This window comes from Pedobacter sp. G11 (genome assembly GCF_003860265.1).
GTDB classification, from domain to species: domain Bacteria; phylum Bacteroidota; class Bacteroidia; order Sphingobacteriales; family Sphingobacteriaceae; genus Pedobacter; species Pedobacter agri.
The window spans coordinates 4,597,437-4,612,982 of sequence record NZ_CP034190.1 but is presented as its reverse complement, the minus strand read 5'-3'; the positions used below and the strand labels follow the sequence as shown (position 1 = coordinate 4,612,982).

Sequence of the window (15,546 nt, the reverse complement as noted above, 5' to 3'; positions counted from 1 at the left end):
ATTTGGGAAAAAAAGTCCCAGCAAATGAAATTTAGAAGATATACATGGCAGCATCTCTTGTTAATTACAGGGATGCTGTTTTGTTTTGCATGTACGGAAGATAAACCAGCGGAAATTAAATCAGACATTCCTCCGGTGGTTAAAAACCCCTTTAAGTTTTATAAGGATATAGAGATCAGACCAGGACTAAATTTTGAAATTCTCAGTTGGGGGAAAGGCAGAGATTCAATTGGTGGATACCAGATTTTGATGTCTGATTCAGTTAGAAATAATTATAAATCTGAAGCTGTGGAACGCAAAGGTATCATTACAGATGCCTGGAACATGGATCTTGATAATGATGGCAATCCTGAATTATATATACAACTTTTAAGTAAACAAAATATTTTAGACTTAAATGTATTTGAATTTTCTGGTGGCGATTTTAACAAAATTAGTTTTCCTTCACTTAATATAAATCAAAAAAAAGGTTATTCCGGTAATGATAAATTTTTTATTAAGGATGGAAATTTATTCAGGTCTTTTCCGATAAAGGATGAAACTGATTCTACAAAAACAATTACAAAAACATACCAGTACAGCTTAAGAAGTAATAGTTTTTCTGCAAGTGATGTGAAACACGAATAGTAAATTTGTTTCGAGGTGTCGTATCTATCAAAATACCTAAAATCATAAACAAGCTTTGGTTACCTAAATTTATTTCAGGATCATTGAAAAATATTTATGCAAGAAAATCGAAAGTTCTCGTTCGTAAATCGTTTAAAAAGCTTTAAGCATGCCTTTAATGGACTGAGGCTGTTTTTCGTAAACGAGCACAATGGAAGAGTGCATTTATTTGCTGCGGTGATCGTTATCGGCTTATCTTTTTATTTCGAGCTTTCGGGCCACGAGTGGATTGCAATACTATTTGCAATATCAGCTGTGATTGTAACTGAAATTATCAATTCATCCATTGAACAACTGGCAGATATGGTCTCTCCAGGATTTCATCCGAAAATTAAAATTGTGAAGGATTTAGCTGCTGCGGCTGTATTGTTTGCTGCTTTTTTGGCGGTTGCTATAGGGCTGATTATCTTTTTGCCCAAGTTATTTAGAATTATTGGCTAAGGTTGCTGCTCTTGATTCTTCCATTTTATCGTCGATAATTTTATCCCAGCGAGCCTGCATTTTATGGTTGCTTCCGTGTTCGGTTTCATCATCATAATTGCGTTGCATCGTGTCGAAATAATTACTGATCTCGTTAGCCAGTTGCGAAATTTGTGCTTTGTAGTTTTTTACGGAATAATTTCGATTTTTTAATACCCTTTCAGCCTCTGAAAGTAATATATATTGGATATTTACGTGGCCTTGTTCATGATGTAACAAACTCGCCCTCACATCTGGATTTTTGATTTTATCCCACTTCACCCATGATCTATTCTTATCAATCGTTACCTCATTTTTAAGGTTAATGGCTACCCGGTTCCGATAAATAGTTGATTCATAACTGTATTTCCAGGTCATAGCAGTTAAAGCAAAAAATGGCGAATTTTCTACAGCTTTGCCTTTAAAATGTGTTTCCCATTGTAATTGAACAGGTTCAGTAAAATCCTGTTTAAAACCAAAGGTAAATGGCAATATCAAAAGTATCAATATGGATAAAATCGGTTTTTTCATGTGTGATTTTATCAGTGAAAAAACCGTGCCTAAAATTGTTCCGTAGAAGAAATCTGGCTGCTGATTCGTTCAAATTTCTCAATTAGTAGTGATATTCTTTCCTTTTCCCTTTTAATTACGGCTTTTCTTAAAATCGTTGAACAAAAAAGAATCCAGAGTGCGGTTGATCCAATTGCAACCATTTTTTGATAGATATTGAAGTGCCCTAGAATTTCAACGAAATAAAAAATCAGTCCCAAAGACAATGCTATCGTATAAAACCAGTATAACGAGTTATAAAGGCTGTAACGATTTAATTGATAGCTTTTAAGGTTATTTAAATATTCATTCGGGTGAAGAGTATAGTCGGTTTTGGAAATTAATCTGTGGTCGCGATATAAGATTAAAGTATAAACGCCGATTGCAATCATAGTAATACTGATTCCAACATGTGTAGTCCATGAATTGAAATGATAAAACATCCATAACGCAGCAATTGCAATAAACGATGCAAGCATGCCCAGAATATTTAAGGCAGATTTGAACTTCAAGCCGTTCACTTCTTTTTTAGCTTGTTGCAGCATTTCATCAGCAGAAAGTTTAACTTCTACATCGTGTTTTTGCCACAACTCTTGTATTTGATCAAACGCTTGCATATTGATTATATAGTTCTGTTAATTTTTGTTTAATTCGATGAATTTTAACCCTCAAGTTGCCTTCGCTTATCCCTGATATATCGGCAATTTCGTGGTAGGGGAGCTCATCAAGCACCATGGTAATAATCAAACGATCATTTTCTTCAAGTTTCGAGATGCATTTATAAAGTAGCGCCACCTGTTCATTCTTTTCCGAAAATTCTTCTATTTTGTTCTCGATGATATTTTCGGTCAGTTCATCCTTCGCTTGTCTTTTTTCTGATCTTAAGTAGGTTAAACAGGTATTGACGGCAATTCTGTATATCCAGGTCGAAATCAAAGATTTGTTTCTAAACTTATCCAGATTTTGCCAAACCTTTAAAAAAGTTTCCTGCAGCAGATCGTTTGCAGCGTCGGTATCGCCAGTATAACCATAACATAAATGGAATATTTTCTTGGAATTCGAATCGAAGATTTCTTTAAATAACTTGTCTTTTTGTTCCATTTACGGGATGATAAGTGCTTTTTAGATGGAGATTTGCGTTTTTTGTTACAGCGAAAATAGAAATTAAAATAATTTTTAAACAGCTGATGAATCAAAATTTGTTACACGCCTTAAATATCGTAGTTTTACCAAATTAACAGAGCCACAAACTTTTTATATTCATGAAGAAAAACAAACTCACGCTTTTCATTTTCCTGGCGCTGATTGCCGGAGTTGCATTAGGCTACATTCTGAACGTTAATTCGATCGATACCTATAATCAGAAAATTCTAAATGCTGATGCGAAAGTGAAAAGTATTGAAGTGAGCATTAAAAAAACAGCTGATACTACATCTGCAGTTTATGCTCAGCTCAAAGCCGAACGAAAAGTAAATGCCCAGATTAAAAAAGAAAACGAAGATATCAGGGAGAAAAAGCTTGAATATTTTACGCTTCTGAGCGATATCTTTCTACGTTTGATTAAAATGATTGTTGCGCCATTGGTATTTACCACATTGGTAGTAGGGGTGGCAAAAGTTGGCGATATTAAAGCAGTCGGACGTATTGGAGGGAAAACATTAGGCTGGTTTATGGCCATGTCGCTCATGTCACTTGTGTTGGGTTTGGTTTTAGTAAACCTTTTTGAACCAGGAAAACACATGCAATTGACGCTGCCAGATCAAATGGTAAATACCGGAATACAGAAAGCGGCGATGAGTGTAAAAGACTTTATTGCGCATGTTTTTCCTAAGAGTATTGCTGAATCAATGGCCACAAATGAAATCTTGCAGATTGTAGTTTTCTCTTTATTTTTTGGCGTGGCCACTGCCGCGATTGGCGATTTGGGTCAGGTGGTAATTAAAGCTTTTGATGCGATAGCGCATGTTATCTTAAAAATGACTGGTTATGTAATGAACTTTGCTCCATTAGCCGTTTTCGGTGCCATGACAGCAATCGTTGCAAAGCAAGGTTTAAATGTATTAAATACCTATGCCATTTTTATTGGTGAATTTTACCTGGGTTTAGGTATTTTATGGGCTGTGCTAATCTTTTTAGGCTTTCTGATATTGAAAAAACGCGTTTTCCGTTTGGTAAACGATATGAAAGAGCCAGCGATTTTGGCATTTAGTACAGCAAGTAGTGAAGCTGCCTATCCAAAAACTATGATGCTTCTGGAGCGTTTTGGTTGCAAGGATAAGATCGTGAGTTTCGTTTTGCCTTTGGGTTATTCCTTTAATTTAGATGGCTCAATGATGTACATGACTTTTGCATCGCTATTTATTGCTCAGGCCTATGGCATCCATTTAGGTTTTGAACAACAAATTTCGATGTTACTGATTTTGATGTTAACGAGTAAAGGAATTGCAGGTGTGCCAAGAGCCTCTCTGGTGGTTATTGCCGGAACTATTGCCAGCTTTAATATTCCGGAGGCTGGTCTGGCTTTATTGATCGGTATCGATCCGCTATTAGATATGGGACGCTCGGCTACAAATGTAGTTGGAAACAGTATTGCAACCGCTGTAGTAAGTAAGTGGGAAGGAGAACTGAAAGATTAGTACAGCAATAAGTATTAGTAAGAAATGTAATTCACAAATGATTTTGGGATGTCTTTACGTTCACTAAAATTTTTAAACTTTGCATCGTTTTACCAATATGCCAAATCACACATTCAATAAGTCATTCATTCAATAATTAATCAAAGTGTCAAGTAACGCAAAAAAGATATTCCTAGCCATTACCATCATCGTTCCGATGATCATTTATTGTTATATCTATTACAAACCCATTATTCAGAATGCGCCTTTCCGTAAGGCTGATTTTGTTTCGATGCAATTTAGTTATGGCTTAAAAGATACTTTGGAAAATAATTATGATTCGAAAACCGGCGTTTATCAATATGTGAACAACAGAGATTCTGTAATTACGAAGAAGTTTTTCTTAAAAAGCGACGACATTTTATATATGCACAGGAAAGCAAATGAAATCGGACTTTGGAATTTTCCTGATACCATCGGGCAAAAGAGTGCTAAATCAAAATTGGTTCCCCGTTATGATATTACTTTCAATTACAAAGAAAAATCAAAACATGTTGTCATTTTTGGCGATTTCGACGGGAATCCGAAATTGTTGGATGCTGCTGTCCAAATGCGTAAGGTAATCCAGGAGACTTTAAACCAGGCAGAGATCAGATCAGGAAAGTAAATTCATTACCAATAATAACAAAGGCTTTATTAAGATGCTAAAATTTAGCGTTTTAATAAAGTCTTTTTCTTTTCGGAGATTTCGTATATTTACGATATATTCGTACTAAATGGAAAAATTAACAATTCAGGAAGAGGAAGCTATGCTTGCTGTTTGGCAAGTAGGAAAGGGTTTTATCAAAGATTTTATGGATGTTTTGCCTGAGCCCAAACCACCATATACCACCCTGGCATCTACAATAAAAAATTTAGAGAAAAAAGGTTATCTCATTAGTGAACGTTTTGCCAACGCCAATCGGTATGGTGCAAAAGTAAAAGAGGTTGAATATAAAAAGCGCTTCATGAGTGGCTTTGTGAATAATTATTTCCAAAGTTCGTACAAAGAGCTTGTCGCTTTTTTTGCAAAAGATAAAAAAATCAGTGCGGAGGAGTTAAAGGAAATAATTAACCTGATCGAAAACCCTGAAAAGTAATGCCATGCCATATTTCTTCCTTGTCTTATTGAAGATTAACCTGGTGCTGATTTTGTTTTCAGCAAGTTATTATCTCATTCTTCGAAGATTAACATTTTACTATCTTAACCGGGTCTTCCTGGTTTTTGGAATCGTTTTTTCTTCCGCTTACCCTTTTATTGATTTAACAGCCCTCTTCTCTAATCAACCCACCATTCCGGCTTTTATTCCAACTTTTAATCAAAATGTTAAGCAATTTGTGCAGCAGGATTCTGTTTCTATCCTTTGGCAAATATTAACTGTAGTATTTTACATCGGTGTGCTGCTCATGGCAGTAAGGCTTTTAATTCAATTCATTTCGCTTCGGCAGATGCATCAAAAATCGGCGGCTGGCAAATTACAGGATTTCAACGTACGAATTTTGTCAGAAGAAGTAAGTCCTTTTAGTTTTTGGCAAACCATTTACATTAATCCGGCAATGCACAAGGGGCAGGATTTAAACAATATTTTGGAACATGAAAAAGTACATGTGGAAGAATGGCATACTTTAGATATTATTCTTGCAGAAGTTTGCGTGGTTTTTTACTGGTTTAATCCAGGGGTTTGGTTGATGAAAAAAGCGGTAAGAGAAAACATCGAATTCATCACTGATGCCAAAATACTGAAGAAAGGAATTGATAAAAAAGCTTATCAGTATAGTTTATTAGATGTTGTTAATCTACAGCCGTCTATTGCTCTTGTCAATAATTTTAATCTTTCAGATCTTAAAAAGCGAATTATCATGATGAATGCCAAACGTTCATCCAAAATGAATCTGTCTCGTTATTTATTGGTGTTACCGGTTTTACTTTTTGTAACACTAGCCTTTACCATCGATAAGAAAAATGTTCAGAAAACGATAGCGCCTTTAACCGATGTGCTTGAAATTACGCTACCGAATAGTGATACCAGATCCGCCATCATTGAGCCCGCGAAAGCCAGAAAGAAAGCTAAAATTGCCGCTTCCCGGCAGCAAAAAAAAGGTATTGATTCAGTTAAAAAAATGACTTTTGTTTTTAAAACGCAATTTGAAACTGAGGATACCACTCATCAATCTATCTCAAATGAATTGAATAAGCTCGTTGGTCAAGTAATTGATTTGAAAACCAATGCAATTGTCGACAGGAAAGCCATTGTACAGCGATTTACTGTCAAAGATACCCTGAAGATCGATCACGCAACAATGGGTGTATTTGTAAGAGACGCAAATTCAAAACAGGCGGATAAGCCTATCAGAGGCACTATTAATAATGTAGTATTGATAAAAGCCCATAAAAAATTATCCGGCAGCGAAAATAGTACAGAAGTAATTACTAGTCTATCTAATAAAATCAATTATTATGTTGATGGAGAAAAGGTATCTAATGCTGATATCAAAAACCTTGATGTTAACAAAATTTCAAATATTGAGATTGTAAAAGGTGATGAAGGTGCCATTCATATTAGAACTAAGCCGTAATTTACTTTCTACTAAATCTTTATCCAATCAAAGGGTAGAAATCTTTGAGCTTATGTTTGGTTCAAAGATTTCTACCCTGTAATTTCTAGGTATTTGCTTTATTCGCAATGATGGATTTCTTTAATTCTAATTACTGTATTTCATTTTAAAAGTTGAATGTCGCTTTAAGCATGGCTACTCTTCCAGGAATTAAATATGTTCCTGTTGTTAACGCATTTGCTGATAGATAAATCGCGTTGAATTGTTTGATATTGGCAAGGTTGGTCATTCCAAACTCCAGATCAGTTTTAATCTTTAGCAATTTATATTTCACATTTGCATCAGCAAACAGATATTTCAGATTTGGCTGATTCGCCTGGTGCGTAAATAAATGCTCCGCTGACAGATTGAGATATACATTTTGCACTGTGGTAATAGCCAATGTAGATTGTTGTCTTAATTGTCGAAAACTTGTTTTAATTGCATCTGCAACATCCGCCCGATTATTGGTCACAGCATAAGTGGCACCGTACGACCAGTTAATGAAATTGGTAAGCTTGGCCTCAATAGCGGCTTTATATGAAAGCGTTTTGGTATTAAATGGTAAAAGTTCACCGTTTTGAAGTTGGCTATATTTGCTTTGCGAAAAATTTACGCCTGTTGTGATAGTACTTTTCAATGCAAACAGATATTTGCTTGCGTTTGCACTTGCTGATAAGTTTTTAATATGGTTTTCCAACGGCAAGACAATTCTTTGCTGAATATTATTACTCAGGCTAAAAGATGAAATGGTATTAAGTTCGGTATTGCTGTAATTGGCTGATGCATTGAAAAAAAACATCTGCATCGCTTTCCTGAAATTAAATTCTCCTCTAAAGCTATGCGTTTTCGATTCAGAAATTGGAGCGTTGTTTGCAAATAACGAACGGTAATTTTTTAAAACTGTTCCGCGATAAACATCATCAATTCCACCCAGATCATTTTTATAAAAGTAGTTTGCCGAAACATAATTTTCTATCCCCGTTTGATATTTGATATTCAATGATGGGTTTAGAAATAGTTTATTTAAGCTATTATCTAGCGTATTTACAGGATCGTTATAATTGATGTGGTTGTAGCTTACAGGTAAACTCAAGCCAGCTTTTAACTTATCATTGGTATATTCGTAAGTGGCATCGGCATAAACTCTTCCTTTAAACCAATTGAGATCATTCACGGTACGTTCCGAAACCAGTTCGGAGCTTAAATCGTTCTGGATGCGGTAAAGTTCAGAGTTTAAGTTTTGCTGCTGAAGATTAAATCCAGTCTTATACGTTTGGGCAAAACCACCATCTACAAAGGCAAAAGATGCATAATTATTCGTGTACCAGGTGGGTAATTTAATGTACTGGCTCAAGCCTAAGTAACTATTGCCGTTGTTCAGGATATCGGCATTTAAACCCGGTGAAATATTCAAATTTTCAGGTTGCGAAGTTCTGTTCAAATAGGAATACAGCAAGATTACATTTTCTGATTTTAATTTTTTCCGATAATTGAACTCATTTGAAATATCGAAAGTTTCTTGTTTTAAAACCTGACTTGCGGCCACGTTGTTGATGGAGAATGCTGAATTGGTTTTGAAAGGCGTGTAATCCAAAATGAAATTATTGTTAAAGTAATCATGCTCTGCATTTTTATTTAAGTTAAACTGGGCTCTTAATTTTTGTGGATTAATTTCATTATTTTGAAATTCGGCATAACTAATGGTTTGATCTGCTAAATAAGTTTGCGAAAATTTATTGTATTGTTGCCTCCGTTCATCAAATAGATAAGAAATATTCGCCCTCAGTTGCAAATCCTGATTAAACTTGAATAAGTTATTTAAATTCACTACACCCGCTTTATTGAATAAATACCTGTTTTGTGGAAGAGAAGGTACGCCAGCTGCACCAGTAGATAATAAACCGCTAGGCTTATTGTTGTCTAAACGTTTCAAATAATCAGCTAAATTATGTGAGGTTAAATCAATGCCAGGGTCATTGCCTATGTTATTTCCTTTAATGTTGTTGATGAATTTTAGCTTTTTGTTAAACAGCATGGCCGTCAGGTTTTCATCAAAACGATTTGGCGTTCCAGCACCAACTGTTGCGTCGCCCATTACTTTGAGTTTTGCATCATCTTTAATAACCAGGTTCAAAGCAACATCATCGCTCATATTATTTTTACGCATCATTTTAATGGGCTGGTCATTTTGGATAACCTGCACTTTGTCTACAGCGCCTTGAGGAATGCTTTTTGTACCGATGTTATACTTATCATCAAGCAAATTATCGCCATCTACGTATAAATTTGAAATGGATTTACCGTTGTAGCTGATCTTGCCATTTTCTGCCACCTCAATTCCAGGCATTTTTTTGAGTACATCACCAATGCTCCGATCTTGTTTGTCGGCAAAATCAGCAGTTCTATAATTTAAGGTATCGCCTTTGGAAGTTAATAAAGGGCGGTTTTTTACCGTTACCGTTTCCAAACTCGTTTCACTAGGAGCTAAGGTCAAATCCTGACTTTTACCTACATCCAAGATGGAAATGGATTGCTTTTTATAACCGATACTCGAAGCTTCAATTTTGTAACCAGTAACTTGATCATTTTTAACAGGAAGATTAAACATGCCATCTTTATTTGTTCTGGTAAAGCTGATGATGTTCCCTTCGCTATCTTTCAGATTTACATTTACAGATTCAATGCCTTTACCTGCAACATTTCTCACGGTACCCTTAATTGCTTTTTGAGCAAAAACAAATGTGATCCCCCAAAAAAACAGCATGCTGATTAAAATAGCCTTTCTCATTTTTTCTCAGGAAGTTCTATAGGATTGTTGATTACGCGTTTTACTATTGGCTGACCAGTAGGTGTTGATACGCTTCTTTTAAATGTTCCTTGAATACCGTTTGCTGCCATTTGTGCCTGCATAAAGCCTTGTGGATCTTTATCACGGGCTGCCTTTAGTTTATCAAGATCTTTCCTAGTGGTTTTTATGGCATCGGTTGGCAGCTTAATTTCCGCACCCAAATAGGTTGTGCTTGTTTCTATTCCGGTAATTTTTATCGTTCCGGGCATACCATTTGGCATGGTAATTTTTTGATCCCCATCTGGAGTATTTTTCGCGTCTTCTGCAGTTACATTTTCAAGTCCGGCAAACTCAAATTTCACTTCATTTTTTTCATCGTGCGCCTCAACAATTAAACCCGGCAATCCATTTAATTTCCACGGACCACTTTGAAAGGGAATTTCGGTAGCGAACCAGGCGATCCAATTTCTACCTTTAAATTTGGCTGTAGCTTTTTGGCAAGAAATACCTGAGAAACTCATGGTATCTTTTGCTATTTTCCAGTCAATTTGTGGTGCATTTTCTTCAATCAAATAGTTGTTAAGTAGTTTTTCTTTGCTAAACATTTTACGCTCATTGGCGAAAAAGAAATAATCTACAGCGGTGGTTGGCGATTTCATTTCACTTTTGATTTCTATTTTCATGTTGCTGCTACCGGTCTGATTTCTAAGCTGTTCTTCAATTTGTCTTTTCGTATTTACCGCTTGATTTAGTTTATCGTAACTGGTATACACGGAAGCATTTTTTCCGGTGACCAGCAGCATATTTTCCTTGTGGGGTTTGTCTTTTTGCGTGGTATCTTGAAGGTGTATGTAAGTGTATCTCACACGAGCAAGTGCCTGGTCAGCGTTTTGTGCGAAAGATGAAATGGCTGAAAATGCCACAATCGAAGTAATTAGGATACGTTTCATAAAATTTACGTGGTTAGGTTATCTATTTATTTTTCGTAAATCTACGAAATATTCGTAATTGTAAAAATGCTTTAACACTTTTTAACCATTTACAGGAGTTAGGTTTTTATTTTGAAATGAATGTTCTTAATTCATGGCGGAATGCTGCCCCGCTTTCACTGCAATCTTTTTAATACTGTTAATCTGCAGGTTAATTATTTGATGAAAATTGATATCAGTGAAATTTTTGGACGGTCGTCATTGCGAGGTACGAAGCAATCTCTTTTTAGAAATACATCATGGTTGGGATTGCGAAATCGATGAAAAATCGATTTCGCAATGACGGTAATAAAAAGCTCAGCACGAAAGATGTAGTTTGCCAGGTGCTAACGTGAGTTTAAAATGCCGGCCTGCGTAAATTAAACCTGACAGGAGCGGGCATGCAGCCGAATTTTTATGAGGCAAATAAAGCGGATGGCAGGGCAGGAGCAGCCTATATGTGCTGTACCTTGCTTTCCAAATCATTAAAAAAGGATGAGCGCAAATTCTTAAATGTGCTAAATCCTGATGATCATAAATGATAGCAAAAAATATTTTCGATATGTGTTTGTGTGTTAATTGAATTTGTTCTATATTTGCACCTCGTTAAATAAAAATTAAAAAACTAATATTTAAACAATGTACGCAATAGTAAATATAGCAGGGCAGCAATTTAAAGTTGCTAAAGACCAGCACCTTTTTGTACACAGATTGCAAGGAGATGAAGGCGCTAGTATTGAATTTGATAATGTATTGTTGGTTGATAATGGTGGTGCAATCACTGTAGGAGCTCCTGCGGTTAAAGGTGCTAAAGTTTCAGCTACTATCGTATCTCATTTAAAAGGTGATAAAGTAATCGTTTTCCACAAAAAACGTAGAAAAGGTTACAAAAAGAAAAATGGTCACCGCCAGTTTTTCACAAAGATTCAGATCTCTGATATCACGTTATAATTAATTGTTAACCCAATAATTCGCTTTAGCGAGTTACAAAATATAAAATCATGGCACACAAAAAAGGAGCCGGTAGTTCGAAAAACGGACGTGAATCGCATAGTAAGCGTTTAGGTATTAAAATTTTCGGTGGTCAGTTAGCTATCGCTGGAAACATTTTAGTACGTCAACGTGGTACAAAACACCATCCAGATAAAAATGTTGGTTTAGGAAAAGACCATACATTATTTGCTTTGATTGATGGTACAGTAGTTTTCAGAAAGAAACAAGATAACAAATCTTATGTATCTGTTCTTCCTATTTCTGATGCTGAAATCGAAGCTGCATTAGTTAAAAAACCAGCTGCTCAAAAAGCAACTGAAGCTAAGGAAGTTGCTGCAGAAGCACCAGCTAAAAAAGCGCCAGCAAAAAAAGCTGTTAAAAAAGACGAAGCTACTGAAGAAGCTGCAGCTGCAGAATAATTAGTATCAACCGATATTCGAAAAGTCCTGATGAAAATCAGGACTTTTTTGTTTTCCATAGTAGGTTAGCTAGTGAGTCAACTTATTTTATGACTTATCAATAAAAAATGAAGCCAATGCACAAGCATTGGCTTCATTTTTATATATCAGAGTTGCGAGGTACGAAGCAATTTGTTGCACTAATTTTTGCAACGCTCGTTTGCAGCTTGCGATAAGAATTTAAAAATTTAATATTCTCTGGCCATTAATTGATTGGTAAGCGTTAACAAACTGCTTTTTTGTTCATCGCTTACATTAATTTGCGCAAATACGTTTAGCGCTTTGTCCAGATATTTATTCATGCTCTCTTTAGCAATATTCTGCACATCAAGCGTATCATAAACAGATCTTACAGTTTCAACCTTTTCTTTGGTGTCGAAATCTTTGTAGCTGGTCCAGGTATCCAGCGATTCTTTGATATCACCTTCTGCCAGTTCAAAAGCTTTTAAAAGTAAGAATGTTTTCTTGTTGGCAATAATGTCTCCACCAACCTGTTTGCCAAACTTTTCCGGGTCTGCATAAACATCTAAAATATCATCTTGTAACTGAAAAGCGATGCCAATGTTTTCGCCAAATTGGTAAATTAAATCAGCGTCTTTCTCTGAAGCACCCGCAATGATTGCACCCAGTTTTAAGGCGCCGCCCAAGAGTACAGCGGTTTTTAGCCTGATCATATTGATATATTCTTCAATACTCACATCATCACGACTTTCGAATTCCATATCGAGCTGTTGCCCTTCACAAACGCCTTGAGCAGTTGCGTTAAAAGTATCCAGTACATCTTTAAGAAAAACTGGGTTTACCTTCGCAAGGTTCTTATTGGCCTCAACCATCATCACATCGCCACTTAAAATAGCCGTATTGGTACTCCATTTTTCGTGAACGGTAGCTTTGCCTCTACGTAGCGGTGCATTATCCATAATGTCATCATGCACCAATGTAAAATTGTGGAACACTTCAATGGCCATTGCGGCATGAATGGAATCATTTGCATCTTTGCCGAAAAGTTCGGTAGCCATTAAAACCAATAGCGGACGAACACGTTTGCCACCCAGATTGATAATATAAGTTATCGGATCGTAAAGCTGTTTAGGCTGATCGGGGAACTTTAAATTTTGTATTGCTGTATCTAGAATTTGTTGTAATTGTTCTGTAGTATGCATGCTTTGCGTAAACATTGTGTTTTAATTGGCACAAATGTCTTAATTTTTAATCAGGAATAAGCGTAAAATCTATCTGGCGTTTAGAAAGATCAACTTTCTTTACACGGATCATTACCTCATCACCAAGTTGATATTTTTTCTTTTTTCTTTGTCCTACAATGCAGTAGTTTTTTTCATCCAGTACGTAAAAATCATCTGAAATATCACGAAGACGAATCATGCCTTCACATTTATTTTCTTCAATCTCTACATACATGCCCCATTCAGTAACGCCAGAGATAATACCCTTGTATTCGGTACCAATATTTTCTTCCAGATACTCCGCCTGTTTGTATTTAATGGATGCCCTTTCGGCGTCAGCAGCACGTTTTTCCATAGCGGAAGAATGCGCACAAGCCACTTCGTAAAATTCTGCATCAGCAGATTTGCCCCCATCTAAATAGGTTTGCAATAATCTATGTGTCATCACATCAGGGTAGCGGCGAATAGGAGAGGTAAAATGGGTATAATACTCAAAAGCTAAACCATAGTGACTGGTTTTTTTTGTGGAATATATTGCTTTTGCCATTGAACGAATGGCCAAAGAGGTTAAAATATTCTGTTCTTTCTTGCCTTCAACATCAGCCATTAAATGATTTAGCGATTTTGCAATTTCTTTATCTGATTTGGTGTTGATTTTATAACCAAAGCGTGAAGCGAACGTGGCGAAAGTGTTCAGTGTTTCCATATTTGGAGAATCGTGAACACGGTAAACGAATGTGAGTTTCTTTTCTCCTTTTTGTTTTTTTGCCACAAACTCTGCCACTTTACGATTGGCCAGAAGCATATAATCTTCAATCAGCTTGTGGGCATCTTTACGTTCCTTTACATAAACACCAATGGGTTTGCCTGATTCATCAAGTTTAAATTTAACCTCCGTACTTTCGAAACTGATGGCGCCATTTTTAAACTTACGATCGCGGAGGATGTAAGCCAGCTCGTTTAATTTTAATATTTCTGTTGCGTAATCGCCTTCTTTATTTTCGATTACTTCCTGGGCTTCCTCATAGCTAAATCTTCTGTCGGAATGAATCACTGTTCTGCCATACCATTCAGATTGAATATTGGCTTGTTCATCCAACTCAAAAACAGCAGCAAAACATAATTTATCTTCATTCGGACGAAGTGAACAAACACCATTGCTCAAACGCTCTGGCAACATCGGGATGACTCTGTCGACTAAATAGACTGATGTAGCCCGGCTGTATGCTTCTTTATCTAAGTCAGTTCCCTGGATTACATAATGTGAAACATCGGCAATGTGAACACCAATTTCATGGTTCCCATTTGGGAGTTTTTGATAAGAGATCGCGTCGTCAAAATCCTTGGCATCGGCCGGATCGATGGTAAAAGTGAGTACGTTTCTAAAATCTTTACGCTTGGCAATTTCATCTGCCGGTATTTCTTCCGGAATGGCATTGGCTTCTTTTTCCACTTGTGGCGGAAACTCTAAAGGAAAACCATATTGCGCCAGAATGGCGTTCATTTCGGTATTATTTTCACCTTGGTTACCCAATACGTGTTTTACAATACCTATTGGATTTTTAGCACTTTCTGGCCAATCAGATAAGGTTACCAAAACCCGTTGTCCATTTTTTGCATCCAAGGTATCAGCCAATGGCACAAAAATATCGTGCATCATTTTCTTATCATCAGCGATAACAAAAGCAAAGCGATCGGATATTTTGATTACGCCGGTAAAATCTGACTTGGCTCTTTTAATGATTTCAACAACTTCGCCATCGTTCTTTCGACCGCTTTTTTTGGCAAAAACATAAGCCTTAACGGTATCGCCATGCAAGGCATTTTTTAGTTTCTTTGGCGCAACAAAAACATCTTTTTCAAATTCATCTTCCGGAACGATGTAAGCTGAACCATCTGCGGTCATATCAACCGTACCAATTATGAAGTTTTGAAGTTCTTTTAATTTAAATTTCCCTTTTTCGGGTTCAAGATAAATTCCAGCTCCTTTTCCATCTTTTAATATCTCTAAAATGGTCTCTCTCGATTCCTGATCATTCAGATTTAATTTGGCCGAAACCTGTTTATAATTGAGAAGCTGATTATTATTTTTTTCAAATACATCACTAACCAATTGATTCAGAACCAATTTTATATTACCCGATTTCTTCTTTGCCATATGCTAAAACTGAATTTACCGAAGATACAGAAAAGATGCAAAGGAAGGAAAGATGGGAATGGAAAATGGTT

Annotated in this window: 15 protein-coding genes; 8 read left to right on the top strand and 7 right to left on the bottom strand. The window is 36.2% G+C overall.

Annotated elements, in window-relative coordinates:
* Positions 1–24 precede the first annotated feature (24 nt).
* On the top strand, positions 25–627 hold the full coding sequence (locus EA772_RS19785; RefSeq protein WP_124914655.1) for a hypothetical protein: 603 nt from the start codon (positions 25–27) through the stop codon (positions 625–627).
* Between the two features lie 96 nt (positions 628–723).
* Positions 724–1,107, top strand: coding sequence for a diacylglycerol kinase family protein (locus tag EA772_RS19780; protein WP_124914654.1), 384 nt, complete (start codon positions 724–726; stop codon positions 1,105–1,107).
* Here the strand turns inward: EA772_RS19780 and EA772_RS19775 are convergent.
* The 3 genes from EA772_RS19775 to EA772_RS19765 are packed head-to-tail and all read right to left on the bottom strand — an operon-like array spanning position 1,087 to position 2,775.
* The gene (locus tag EA772_RS19775) at positions 1,087–1,656 is read right to left on the bottom strand and encodes a DUF922 domain-containing protein (RefSeq protein ID WP_010601990.1); all 570 of its coding nucleotides are present in this window, start codon (positions 1,654–1,656) and stop codon (positions 1,087–1,089) included. The two genes, EA772_RS19780 and EA772_RS19775, sit on opposite strands and share 21 nt — an antisense overlap.
* 29 nt (positions 1,657–1,685) lie before the next feature.
* Positions 1,686–2,291 carry a hypothetical protein gene (locus EA772_RS19770; RefSeq protein WP_124914653.1) on the bottom strand — a complete coding sequence of 202 codons (606 nt, stop codon included), beginning with the start codon at positions 2,289–2,291 and terminating at the stop codon, positions 1,686–1,688.
* Positions 2,278–2,775 carry an RNA polymerase sigma factor gene (locus EA772_RS19765; RefSeq protein WP_010601992.1) on the bottom strand — a complete coding sequence of 166 codons (498 nt, stop codon included), beginning with the start codon at positions 2,773–2,775 and terminating at the stop codon, positions 2,278–2,280. Before EA772_RS19765 ends, EA772_RS19770 begins: the two co-directional genes overlap by 14 nt.
* Positions 2,776–2,936: 161 nt before the next feature.
* On the opposite strand from EA772_RS19765, the gene EA772_RS19760 reads away from it, so the two are divergent.
* The 4 genes from EA772_RS19760 to EA772_RS19745 all read left to right on the top strand — a co-directional run bounded on the left by EA772_RS19760 (position 2,937) and on the right by EA772_RS19745 (position 6,905).
* Positions 2,937–4,310: a dicarboxylate/amino acid:cation symporter gene (locus tag EA772_RS19760; protein ID WP_010601993.1), complete on the top strand. Its 1,374-nt coding sequence runs from the start codon at positions 2,937–2,939 to the stop codon at positions 4,308–4,310.
* Between the two features lie 145 nt (positions 4,311–4,455).
* Positions 4,456–4,956 (top strand): hypothetical protein, encoded by a 501-nt coding sequence (locus tag EA772_RS19755; RefSeq protein ID WP_116167915.1) that lies wholly within the window; start codon positions 4,456–4,458, stop codon positions 4,954–4,956.
* A 109-nt stretch (positions 4,957–5,065) separates the two neighbouring features.
* Positions 5,066–5,428, top strand: a complete 363-nt coding sequence (locus EA772_RS19750; protein ID WP_010601995.1) for a BlaI/MecI/CopY family transcriptional regulator — start codon at positions 5,066–5,068, stop codon at positions 5,426–5,428.
* A 4-nt stretch (positions 5,429–5,432) separates the two neighbouring features.
* Complete coding sequence (locus EA772_RS19745; protein ID WP_124914652.1) at positions 5,433–6,905, top strand: M56 family metallopeptidase; 1,473 nt, start codon at positions 5,433–5,435, stop codon at positions 6,903–6,905.
* 145 nt (positions 6,906–7,050) lie between these two features.
* Here the strand turns inward: EA772_RS19745 and EA772_RS19740 are convergent, their stop codons facing one another.
* The gene (locus EA772_RS19740; RefSeq protein WP_124914651.1) at positions 7,051–9,714 is read right to left on the bottom strand and encodes a TonB-dependent receptor; all 2,664 of its coding nucleotides are present in this window, start codon (positions 9,712–9,714) and stop codon (positions 7,051–7,053) included.
* Complete coding sequence (locus tag EA772_RS19735; protein ID WP_124914650.1) at positions 9,711–10,664, bottom strand: GLPGLI family protein; 954 nt, start codon at positions 10,662–10,664, stop codon at positions 9,711–9,713. The genes EA772_RS19740 and EA772_RS19735 overlap by 4 nt, the downstream gene beginning before the upstream one ends.
* A 657-nt stretch (positions 10,665–11,321) precedes the next feature.
* Between EA772_RS19735 and rplU the strand changes: the two genes are divergently transcribed.
* Positions 11,322–11,633, top strand: coding sequence for a 50S ribosomal protein L21 (gene rplU / locus EA772_RS19730; protein WP_010601215.1), 312 nt, complete (start codon positions 11,322–11,324; stop codon positions 11,631–11,633).
* Positions 11,634–11,683: 50 nt separating this feature from the next.
* Positions 11,684–12,094, top strand: coding sequence for a 50S ribosomal protein L27 (gene rpmA, locus EA772_RS19725; protein WP_010601214.1), 411 nt, complete (start codon positions 11,684–11,686; stop codon positions 12,092–12,094).
* Positions 12,095–12,321: 227 nt separating this feature from the next.
* Here the strand turns inward: rpmA and EA772_RS19720 are convergent, their stop codons facing one another.
* The gene (locus tag EA772_RS19720) at positions 12,322–13,311 is read right to left on the bottom strand and encodes a polyprenyl synthetase family protein (protein WP_116167920.1); all 990 of its coding nucleotides are present in this window, start codon (positions 13,309–13,311) and stop codon (positions 12,322–12,324) included.
* A 31-nt stretch (positions 13,312–13,342) separates the two neighbouring features.
* Complete coding sequence (gene rnr / locus EA772_RS19715; protein ID WP_124914649.1) at positions 13,343–15,475, bottom strand: ribonuclease R; 2,133 nt, start codon at positions 15,473–15,475, stop codon at positions 13,343–13,345.
* Positions 15,476–15,546: the final 71 nt, after the last annotated feature.

Excerpts from the sequence above, each read along its gene's own strand:
- rpmA (WP_010601214.1), top strand. The coding sequence starts at position 11,684 with ATGGCACACAAAAAAGGAGCCGGTAGTTCGAAAAACGGACGTGAATCG.
- EA772_RS19735 (WP_124914650.1), bottom strand. The coding sequence starts at position 10,664 with ATGAAACGTATCCTAATTACTTCGATTGTGGCATTTTCAGCCATTTCA.
- EA772_RS19765 (WP_010601992.1), bottom strand. The coding sequence starts at position 2,775 with ATGGAACAAAAAGACAAGTTATTTAAAGAAATCTTCGATTCGAATTCC.
- rnr (WP_124914649.1), bottom strand. The coding sequence starts at position 15,475 with ATGGCAAAGAAGAAATCGGGTAATATAAAATTGGTTCTGAATCAATTG.
- EA772_RS19785 (WP_124914655.1), top strand. The coding sequence starts at position 25 with ATGAAATTTAGAAGATATACATGGCAGCATCTCTTGTTAATTACAGGG.
- EA772_RS19740 (WP_124914651.1), bottom strand. The coding sequence starts at position 9,714 with ATGAGAAAGGCTATTTTAATCAGCATGCTGTTTTTTTGGGGGATCACA.
- EA772_RS19760 (WP_010601993.1), top strand. The coding sequence starts at position 2,937 with ATGAAGAAAAACAAACTCACGCTTTTCATTTTCCTGGCGCTGATTGCC.
- EA772_RS19780 (WP_124914654.1), top strand. The coding sequence starts at position 724 with ATGCAAGAAAATCGAAAGTTCTCGTTCGTAAATCGTTTAAAAAGCTTT.
- EA772_RS19750 (WP_010601995.1), top strand. The coding sequence starts at position 5,066 with ATGGAAAAATTAACAATTCAGGAAGAGGAAGCTATGCTTGCTGTTTGG.
- EA772_RS19745 (WP_124914652.1), top strand. The coding sequence starts at position 5,433 with ATGCCATATTTCTTCCTTGTCTTATTGAAGATTAACCTGGTGCTGATT.
- EA772_RS19720 (WP_116167920.1), bottom strand. The coding sequence starts at position 13,311 with ATGTTTACGCAAAGCATGCATACTACAGAACAATTACAACAAATTCTA.
- EA772_RS19770 (WP_124914653.1), bottom strand. The coding sequence starts at position 2,291 with ATGCAAGCGTTTGATCAAATACAAGAGTTGTGGCAAAAACACGATGTA.
- EA772_RS19775 (WP_010601990.1), bottom strand. The coding sequence starts at position 1,656 with ATGAAAAAACCGATTTTATCCATATTGATACTTTTGATATTGCCATTT.
- rplU (WP_010601215.1), top strand. The coding sequence starts at position 11,322 with ATGTACGCAATAGTAAATATAGCAGGGCAGCAATTTAAAGTTGCTAAA.